Source organism: Kiritimatiella glycovorans (assembly GCF_001017655.1).
Taxonomy (GTDB): Bacteria; Verrucomicrobiota; Kiritimatiellia; order Kiritimatiellales; family Kiritimatiellaceae; genus Kiritimatiella; species Kiritimatiella glycovorans.
Genome location: NZ_CP010904.1, coordinates 2,940,458 through 2,949,723 on the forward strand (window position 1 = coordinate 2,940,458; position 9,266 = coordinate 2,949,723).

At 65.9% G+C, this 9,266-nt stretch carries 7 protein-coding genes; all 7 read right to left on the reverse strand.

Annotated elements, in window-relative coordinates; translation table 11 throughout:
- Positions 1-8: 8 nt before the first annotated feature.
- Complete coding sequence (locus L21SP4_RS12150) at positions 9-1,913, reverse strand: Gldg family protein (protein WP_052882904.1); 1,905 nt, start codon at positions 1,911-1,913, stop codon at positions 9-11.
- Between the two features lie 14 nt (positions 1,914-1,927).
- Positions 1,928-2,662, reverse strand: coding sequence for an ABC transporter permease (locus L21SP4_RS12155; protein WP_052883037.1), 735 nt, complete (start codon positions 2,660-2,662; stop codon positions 1,928-1,930).
- Between the two features lie 24 nt (positions 2,663-2,686).
- Positions 2,687-3,628, reverse strand: coding sequence for an ABC transporter ATP-binding protein (locus tag L21SP4_RS12160; RefSeq protein WP_052882905.1), 942 nt, complete (start codon positions 3,626-3,628; stop codon positions 2,687-2,689).
- 244 nt (positions 3,629-3,872) lie between these two features.
- Positions 3,873-5,147, reverse strand: a complete 1,275-nt coding sequence (gene serS / locus L21SP4_RS12165) for a serine--tRNA ligase (protein ID WP_052882906.1) — start codon at positions 5,145-5,147, stop codon at positions 3,873-3,875.
- A 102-nt stretch (positions 5,148-5,249) separates the two neighbouring features.
- Positions 5,250-7,046 (reverse strand): DNA mismatch repair endonuclease MutL, encoded by a 1,797-nt coding sequence (gene mutL, locus L21SP4_RS12170; protein WP_052882907.1) that lies wholly within the window; start codon positions 7,044-7,046, stop codon positions 5,250-5,252.
- A gap of 137 nt (positions 7,047-7,183) precedes the next feature.
- Positions 7,184-7,699, reverse strand: a complete 516-nt coding sequence (locus L21SP4_RS12175) for a Spy/CpxP family protein refolding chaperone (RefSeq protein WP_052882908.1) — start codon at positions 7,697-7,699, stop codon at positions 7,184-7,186.
- A gap of 103 nt (positions 7,700-7,802) precedes the next feature.
- Positions 7,803-8,831, reverse strand: a complete 1,029-nt coding sequence (locus L21SP4_RS12180) for a M24 family metallopeptidase (RefSeq protein WP_236682514.1) — start codon at positions 8,829-8,831, stop codon at positions 7,803-7,805.
- Positions 8,832-9,266 lie beyond the last annotated feature (435 nt).

The following is a 9,266-nucleotide window of genomic DNA, read 5'->3' on the forward strand; positions in this document are numbered from 1 at the left end:
CTACTCCTTTATCTTCCCGCACGCCGGCGCCGGATGCCGTGTACGACGCCGAAGACCGCGACCACGAGGGGCACGGCGCCGATATTGATGACCTTGAGCATCAGCCCGAGCTTTTCGATATCACGCCGGAGATTCTTACGGACCTCCTTGAGCTGCTGCTGGATTTCAAAGCGTTTGGTGCGGAACTTCTCGATCTCGTCCTTCTGCTCCGGCGAGAGGATGTATTCCTGCTGGTCCTCCCGGGCGCGTTGCAGTTCGCGCAGCCGTCCCTGCAGTTCGCGCAGCTCCTGCTGAAGCCGCTCTTCCTCCGCTTTCCAGCGCTCCTCCGCCCTGCGCTCGAGTTCGCGCACCTTTGTGAACGGGCGGTCGTACGAGCCGCGGCTGCGCAGCCCGATCAGGGCCTCGCTGCCGGTTATCTGTTCGACCAGGTTCAGGGCGAAGTTGAGGTTGTCGTTGAGCGGCCGGCTGGTCGTCTGGCCGAAGAAGTTCATCTCCTCGATGCAAAACCGGTCGTAAAGCATATCCGCATCCCCCACCAGCACCGCGATCGCATCGCCGTCGCTCTGATCGATGTGCGCTTCGGTCTCCTGCGTCTGCTCTTCCGGCTCTCCGTTCCCGTCCTCTTCGCCCGCGGCCTGCGGATCCTCCGGCGGACCGTCCGGGAAGGCGGAGGCGAACGAGCCGCTCACGCGCAGCGCCAGGGTACGGGTCTCCGCCGCTCCGGCGGGGCGCCCGCCGCCGAACTGCGCCTGCATGCCCTGCTGGAGGCGCGCATCGCCGCTCGATTCGATCAGCCGGTCGACCTCTACGCCGTCCTTCGGCGTAACGTCAAACGCCCCGGCGAACGGCATCAGCATGAAGTTCAGACCGCTCGTGGCGGGATCCTCGGGATCGAAGCCGCTCTCGCGCACGCTGAGGAACGTATTGTTGCGTTCGGCGCGCCCCTGCCCCGCCCCGACCATACTGCCCAGCGCCGGGTCCCAGACCACGCCCTGCGCGGAGCGGATGCCCCAGCCTCCGGTCAGGCGGTCCAGGTTCGAGGCCATGCCCTGCTGCATCGCCTGCATCCCGCCCATCGGGCTGGTCATCTGCTGCACGAGGCACATCGGGTCGGTGAACGCCAGCAGCCGGCCGCCGCGCAGCACGAACTGGTCGATCGCGTAGAGCGTCTTTTCGGACAGTCCCGCCGGATGAACCAGCAGGAGGGCGTCGAGGTCTTCCGGGATCGTTTCCGCGGAGGTCTCCACGCGGCGCACCTCCACCTGCTTGCGCAGCTCCTCGACCAGTGCCCACGGGCCGCCGCCGCGCTGCTGCGGGTTGTAGGGATTGCGCGGCGCGCCCATGACGGGCAGCGGGCTGAGTACGCCCAGCACCGGCTGATCCTCGCGCGTGACCTCGTACAGCATGCGCGTCAGGTGGTACTCGAGGCGCGGCTCCATCTGGGGGGCGAGGAACGGCAGGACCGCCTCCTGCTTCCCGCTGACCGCCACCACGCCGAAGTAGAGCCCGGCCGGCGAAAAGGGATCGACGGACTGACTCTCCAGCCCGTAGCGCATCGCCCATTCCTCCGCATCCGAATCGGGCTTCGGATCGTATTTCTCGAGGATGATGCGGCCCCCGGACCGGGCGCGGTACTCCTGGAGCAGATCGTACACCCGGTCCGCGTACTGCCGCAGCGCCACGGGCGTGTCCTCGTTGCTCCGGGAAAAGAAGAACTTCAGCGTCACCGTACGCGGCAGTTCGGACAGGATTTCCCCGGTGCCCTCCGAGAGCGTGTACAGATTCTCCGCGGTCATGTCCGACCGCAGGCGCAGGGGCGCAAAGACGACATTGAGGGCCACGACGATCGCGAGCACGAGAAAGACGCCCGTGACGCCGGCCAGCCGATGGTACTGGGATGCACGTCCGCTCATGATTCGAACACTCCTTATCCCGCCGTTCTATTCCTGAGGGTCCACTGGGTCGCAAAGAGCATGAACCCGATCACGCTCGCGAAATACACCAGGTCGCGAAAATCGACGATCCCGCGCTGCAGGGTATCGTAATGCGTCATGAAACTCACCGCCGCGATGCCCTCGACCACGCCGGACGGCGCCCATTGCGTGAAGAAATCGGTGACCGGCGGATAGCCGGCGAGGACGAGGAACAGGCCGATGACGACGGCGAGGATGAAACTGATCACCTGGTTGCGGGTCATCGCCGACGTGAAGAGTCCGACGGCGAGGTACGCGCCGGCGAGCAGCGCGCTGCCGAGGTATCCGGAGAGGATCACGCCGAGGTCGGGCTCCCCGAGGTAGCAGGCGGTCAGGACCACGGGGAAGGTCAGCGCCAGCGCCAGGACCAGGAAGAGCCAGGCGGCGATGAACTTGCCGATCAGCGCCTGGAGCGGCGTCACCGACAGCGTGAAGAGCAGCTCGATGGTCCCCGAGCGCCGCTCCTCGGCCCACAGCCGCATCGCCACGGCGGGCACGAGGATGAGGTAGAGCCAGGGGTGCCAGGTGAAGAATGGCCCGAGGCTGGCCTGGCGCGACTCGTAGAAGCCGGCCACGGAGAACGTGAAAAACCCGGCCAGCATGAGAAAGATGATGATGAACACATAGGCCAGCGGCGAATCGAAATAGGACTTCCACTCGCGCTTCGCCACGGCCCGGACTTGTCGGATCGCATCCATTCGGCTCTCTCCCGTTCAGTGCGCGTCTTCGGTGGTGGTGATCCGGCGGAAGACATCCTCCAGCCGGCCCTCTTCCATGCGCAGGTCGTAGATGACCCAGTCCCGCCGCCGGGCGAGATCGGTCACATCCTGGATCGGTGTGCGCCCGCCGGACGCCACGAGACGCAGCTCCGTGCGGCCGTCCGCGGTGTCGAGTCGCCGGACCTCGCGCACGCCTTCGAGCGCGCCGAACGCGGATTCGGCCTCGGCGGCGGGCGCGCCTACGCACAGGCGCACGGCGCCGTGGCCGGGACTCTGCCGCTTAAGGCAGTCCGGGGTGTCGTCGGCCACGATCCGGCCGGAGCTGATGATGACGGCGCGGGTACAGATCGCCTCGACCTCCTCGAGCACATGCGTGGAGATGACGATCGCTTTCTTCGGGGCCATCTCGCGGATCATGTCGCGCACGACCTGCTTCTGGTTGGGATCGAGCCCCTCGGTGGGTTCGTCGAGCAGCAGGATGTCGGGGTCGTGCAGCAGGGTCTGCGCCAGGCAGGTGCGGCGGCGGTAGCCGCGCGAGAGCGTATCGATGCCCTGGTGCCGGACTTCTTTCAGAAAGCACCGCTCCAGTATCGCGTCGACGCGCTCCTTCCGCGCTTCCCCGGTGAAGCCGCGCGTCTCGGCGACAAAGGCCAGAAATTCTTCGACGAGCATGTCGTCGTAGAGCGGCGCGTTTTCCGGCATATAGCCGATGTGCCGCTGGGCGGCCGGGGGATCTTCGGCCACGTCGCGGCCGGCGACCCGCACGGTGCCCGAGGTGGGGGAGAGATATCCCGCGATGGCGCGGAGCGTGGTGGTCTTGCCCGCCCCGTTCGGGCCGAGAAAGCCCAGAACGGTTCCGGGGTTCACCTCGAACGATACGTCGTCCACCGCACGCCGCGGCCCGAAATCTCTGCACAGGTTCCGAACCTCGATCATCCCGATGGTGCTCCTTTCCCTTCGTCGATTAAAGCGCCAAGGCGCTCTCAAATTTCCGCGTTCGCGTCAAGAAGACAATGCGCGAACCTCACGCGTTCGATTTTTCGAACCTTTTTATCTCTCGCCGGGCCGCCGGGGATGTTCTTCCTCCGGGGAGCACGTCTCGTTGCCTGTGCTCTTCTCATTCCTCTTTGCGATCCCGGCGCCTTTGCGAGAGTCATGGCTTGTGTGTTCGATCCCGGCGTTACGAATCCGGGGTCAGCCACTCCATCCCGCCCATATACGGCCTGAGCGCCCCCGGGACCTCCACCGATCCGTCCTCGCGCTGGTTCTGTTCGAGGATGGCGACGATCAGCCGCGGGAGTGCGACGCCGGATCCGTTGAGGGTATGGACGAGCTGCGGCTTCCCGTCCCCGTCGCGGAACCGGATCCGCGCCCGGCGCGCCTGAAAATCCTCGAAGTTGCTGCACGAGGAGACCTCCAGCCAGCGCTCTTGAGCCGGGGCCCAGAGCTCGATGTCGTAGCACTTCGCCGCGCCGAACCCGAGGTCGCCGGTGCACAGTTCGATCACGCGATAGGTCAGCCCCAGCTTCTGCAGCACCGCTTCGGCATCCGCGCGCAGAAGCTCCAGCTCTTCGCAGGAGGTCTCCGGGCGGGCGAACTTGACCAGCTCCACTTTGTCGAACTGATGTACGCGGATCAGCCCGCGCGTATCGCGGCCCGCCGCGCCGGCCTCGCGGCGGAAACACGGCGTGTAGGCGGTCAGCCTGACGGGCAGCGGGCCCTCCAGGATCTCTTCGCGGTAGATATTCGTCAGCGGCACTTCGGCGGTCGGGATCAGAAATAACTCGTCGCCTTCGGTGCAATACATGTCCTCGCGGAATTTGGGAAGCTGTCCCGTGCCGGTCATGCAGTCGGCGTTGACCACGAAGGGCGGCGCGACTTCCGTGTAGCCGTGTTCGGTCGTGTGCAGATCGAGCATGAACTGCACGAGGGCGCGGCTGAGGCGCGCGCCGGCGCCGATGAGCAGGGGGAAGCCGGAGCCGGACAGTTTCGCGCCGCGCTCGAGATCGAGGATCCCGAGGCGGGCGCCGAGATCCCAGTGCGGCCGGGGTTCGAAGGCGAACGGCGGAATCTCCCCGCTGCGGCTGATCTCGGGGTTGGCGGTCTCGTCTTCGCCTGCGGGCACGCTCCCGTGCGGGAGGTTGGGCAGCGAGAGGAGCTGCTGCTCGAGTTCGGCCTCGATGCCGCGGCACTGCTCGTCCAGCGCACGGATCCGGTCACCCATCCCCCGGATCTCCTCCTGCAGCGCACGGGTATCCCGGCCCTCTTTCTTGAGCTTTCCGATCTCCGGCGACCGCCGCTTGCGTTCGGCCTTGAGTTCCTCGGATTCGGAGATCAGCGTCCGGCGCTGTTCATCGAGTTTCAGAACGGGATCGAGCGCGGCGGCCACGCCGCGGCTCGCGAGCCGCCGGCGCACCTCCTCGGGCTCTTTGCGTATGCGTTTGATGTCCAGCATGGGGCCGTCCCCCTCACAGGTCGTGCATTTAAGCGGCGGAGTATAGGATACGCGGCGCGGTCGGCGAAAGAACTTTCACCGTCGGACAGGAACCCCGTCGTCTTATCCGCCCGCGCGCCCGAACCGGCGGTCCAGCTCGCTGCGGCTGATGTAGATCATCGTCGGGCGCCCGTGCGGGCAGGTGTAGGGCATGTCCGCGCGGGTCAGGGCGTCGAGCAGGCCCTGGATTTCGCCCGTCCTGAGCGTGTCACGCTGCTTGACCGCCGCCCGGCACGCCGCGCGGGCCACGGCTTCGTGCGCCCAGGTCTCGGTGCCGCCGTGACCGCCGCCGGCTTCGAGGGCGCGGGCGACTTCGAGCAGCAGCTCCCCGGGATCGCCCTCGCGGAGATAGTCGGGCAGGGCGTCGACCATGAAGTGCGCCCCGCCGAATTCCGATACGCCGAAGCCCATCTCGACCAGCAGGGAGACGTGGCGCGCCACGATTTCCGCATCGCGCGGGGGCAGTTCCACACTGACCGGCTGGAGCAGACCCTGCGACTGCACGCGCTTCTCGAGCGCCTCGCGCATGAACCGCTCGTAGAGAACGCGTTCGTGGGCGGCGTGGGGATCCAGGATGATCAGGCCGCCCTCGGCCTCGAGCAGGACATAGAGGCCGCCGAACTGTCCCCGGATACGGGCGTTCTGCCAGGGGGGCGCGGGTGAGTCGGCGGGAGCTTGCGCGGGTTGGCGTCCCTCTTCCGCGGAGGCCCGCCGTTCGGCGCCTTCCGTCCGCAGCAGCTCGCCCGTACGGAAGACCCCGGCGGCCGGAAGCGGAGAAAAGGTTTTTGAGTCGCGCCCCGCGGCGGGCGCGGTCCATCCCGCGGAATGCGCGGGGGACGCCTTCGCCCCGTCCGCGCCGGAACCGGACCCCCGCAATCCCTCCCGAACGGCCTCGATCACGAGATCGCGCACCTCCGCCCCGTTTCTGAACCGGACCTCGCGCTTGGTGGGGTGCACGTTGACGTCGACCAGGGCGGGGTCGATTTCGAGAAACAGGAATACTATGGCATGACGGCCTTTCGGGATCAGGTCCCCGTAGGCCCGGTTGAGCGCGTGATAGACGAGCGGCGCGGCGGCCGGGCGGCCGTTGACCACGAACAGCTGGTCTCCGCGTCCGCGCCGGTGCACGGTGGGATCCGCGGCGAACCCGCCGATTTTGAGGCCGTGCATGCGTAGAGAAACCGGCTTCAGCGACGGCAGAAGGGAGGTGCCGTACAAGGCCCCGATGCGGTGCAGCATGTCGTCGCCCGCGGGAAGACGGAACGATTCCTTTTCATCGACCTTCAGCGTCATCCCCACCTCCGGGCGCGAGAGGGCGTGGACCAGGAAGCACTGGCGGGCGTGATTGAGCTCGGTGGCGGGAGCACGCAGGAACTTTTTGCGTGCAGGCACATTGTAGAACAGGCGACGGACTTCGATGCTCGTGCCGACAGGGCATCCGGCCTCACGGACTTCCCTGAACCGGCCTCCGTCGATGAGGATTTCCGTGCCCGCCTCATCCTCCGCGGTGCGGGTGGTCAACGTGAACCGCGAGACCGACGCAATCGCCGCCAGCGCCTCTCCGCGGAATCCGAGCGTTCCGATCCGCACCAGGTCGTCCGCCGCGCGGATTTTACTGGTCGCATGCCGCTCGATGCTCAGCAATGCGTCGTCGCGGTTCATCCCGCGGCCGTTATCGGTGACGACGAGCTTCCTGCGGCCGCCGTCGACCAGCTCCACGTCCACCTGCGTCGCCCCGGCATCGACCGCGTTCTCAATCAGCTCCTTGAGCACGGAAGCGGGGCGCTCCACCACCTCGCCGGCGGCGATCTGATTAATGACGGTGTCGGAGAGCAGCCGGATGTGTTTTTCGGCGGACATTGCGGCCCTTTATAGCGCACCCGCCGATACGGGGAAAGCGAGGAGTAGCGGTTACTCCATCGCTGACTATGACCGCGAGTACGCGACGGCCCGCGCCATGGATGCACAAAAACGGGGCCCGTAATTCCCGTTCCTCACTATTCTCCGCCCGCCGGGTCGTGCAGGTGCGGTTCGCCGGACCGGGTTCGCGGCCCCGCACGGTCCCGGCGATGCTCGTGCAGCCTCCGGAACGCTTCCCGGATGGTCTGTTCGAGCTGTTCGCTCTTTTCCTCGCCGAGATAGGCGCGCAACTCGCGCTTGTGCATCACGCGGGCACGCATGAGTTTTTCCTGGATTCCAAGGACCTGTTCGATCGCGGCGTTCACCTCTTGGGTACTCACCGCCGGATCATTTTCGAGTTCATGAAGATCCCGCATCGCGACCCGAAGCTCTTCCCTGAGAGGTTCGGTCTTTTCCTTGTGGGCGCGGGTCATGCTCATGACCCGCTGCCGCTGCTCCTCGCTCAGGCCGGCCTGTTCGAGAATCCTTTCGCGGACGTGCTCGAATCGCTCGCCACGGGGGCCGCCCGGACCCTCTCCGGGACCGGCCCACAGCATCGTCGGCCACAGGCAGGCCGCGAGAATCACAGCCGCGTAAGGGGTTGTTCGCTTCATGGTATCGCCTCCTTGATTCGATGTTTCCCGGACCGAATCCGGTCCTCGCATCACCCAACGGGAGCGAGGTCCGTTTATTGCCGTCGCACCGCTCCCGTTTGAGTCATCTGAACTCCCACCGCCGCGAGCACGGGGCGAGCAGCCGGTTGCCGTCGCGCGTAATCTCGACCGTGTCCTCGATCCGCACCCCGCCGGTTCCGGGGTAATACAGGCCGGGTTCGATCGTCACCACATGCCCCTCTTCGAGCACCCCGCCCCCGGGCGCGATGCGCGGCGCCTCGTGAATTTCGAGTCCCACCCCGTGTCCCGTGCCATGAATAAACCCCGAGGGCGGCCTGCTGCGGACATCCGTGACGTACCCCCTCTCGCGGAAGAGGGCGCAGACGCGCCGGTGTACTTCGTCGCCGCGTACCCCGGGACAAACCATGGACAGGGCTTCGCGCTGCGCGGCTCGCACGGCGCGCACCATGTCGCGCAAGGCACGCGGCGCCGGCCCGCGGCAGAAGGTACGGGTCAGATCGCCGCAGTACCCGTGACCCGCATGACGGGGAAAAATGTCCACCACGATCGGCGTTCCGGCGCGGTATTCCGCCTCGCCCGGATGATGGGGGTCCGCGGACTCCGCCCCGCCCGCCGCAATGACCTCGGGGGCCAGACAGTCGTGGTCGAGCAGCACGGTACGTATCGCCCGCCGCAGCCTGGCCGGGGTGAGCATACGCTTTTCATGAACCAGCCGGCCGGAGCGGTCGATCGCGGAGTCCGCGATTATGAACGCCGCCCGCCGCATCGCATCGGCGGCCGCACGCTGGGATTCACGAAGACCGCGCAGCTCCGCTTCCGTCTTGCACGCCCGCTCGCAGGCCGCGGCGCGCTCCGAGAGATCGACCCGGAAACCCGCCCGGACAAGGGCGCGTACGATCCCCGCCGCCGTGTCCGGCGTCGTGACGACGCGCCCGATGTCCAGGCGGCGCAGCAGACGCCTGCACCACTCCGTCCGGTCTCTCCGGCCGCCTTTACGCACCCCCAGCTCTTCCGGCGTCCACACGCGCAGGGACCCCCCGACGGCCGCCTCCACGCGGTTCCGCTCCATCTCCGGAACCACGACATGCCCGTCCGCCGCACGCCTCACCATCACGATGGGATCGGGGATCGAAAGACCCGTCCAGTAACGCAGATCAGGAGCCCTCGCTGTGTCCCCGACCCGCAAAACCGGTGTTGTTAACTTCTTTGTTTTCATTCCTTTGACCCGCATTCTTATACTTTTTCCCTCTTCCCGGCGCTCTCCCTGAAACGGTCTCCCTATTCGCCGGACAGAAAATGGAAACCTAACCTTATCGCTCCTGTTTAATACTACATATTGTATTGTGTGTATTATTCACACCAATATATTCTAATATTCGCCATTATAACATTTTCTTCCTTTTTAGGCTTGTCCGGCCGTTTTTTCTCAATTATAAAGCCTCTTCGCAGAGGCCGCAGGGAGAAGGCCAGCCTGTTAATAAGTTGTTAAGAAGGGGACGTTTCCTGTTAATTTAAATCCTAACCCGACAGGTATGAGTTGTTCAAA

Excerpts from the sequence above, each read along its gene's own strand:
- mutL (WP_052882907.1), bottom strand. The coding sequence starts at position 7,046 with ATGTCCGCCGAAAAACACATCCGGCTGCTCTCCGACACCGTCATTAAT.
- L21SP4_RS12160 (WP_052882905.1), bottom strand. The coding sequence starts at position 3,628 with ATGATCGAGGTTCGGAACCTGTGCAGAGATTTCGGGCCGCGGCGTGCG.
- L21SP4_RS12175 (WP_052882908.1), bottom strand. The coding sequence starts at position 7,699 with ATGAAGCGAACAACCCCTTACGCGGCTGTGATTCTCGCGGCCTGCCTG.
- serS (WP_052882906.1), bottom strand. The coding sequence starts at position 5,147 with ATGCTGGACATCAAACGCATACGCAAAGAGCCCGAGGAGGTGCGCCGG.
- L21SP4_RS12180 (WP_236682514.1), bottom strand. The coding sequence starts at position 8,831 with ATGGTGAGGCGTGCGGCGGACGGGCATGTCGTGGTTCCGGAGATGGAG.
- L21SP4_RS12150 (WP_052882904.1), bottom strand. The coding sequence starts at position 1,913 with ATGAGCGGACGTGCATCCCAGTACCATCGGCTGGCCGGCGTCACGGGC.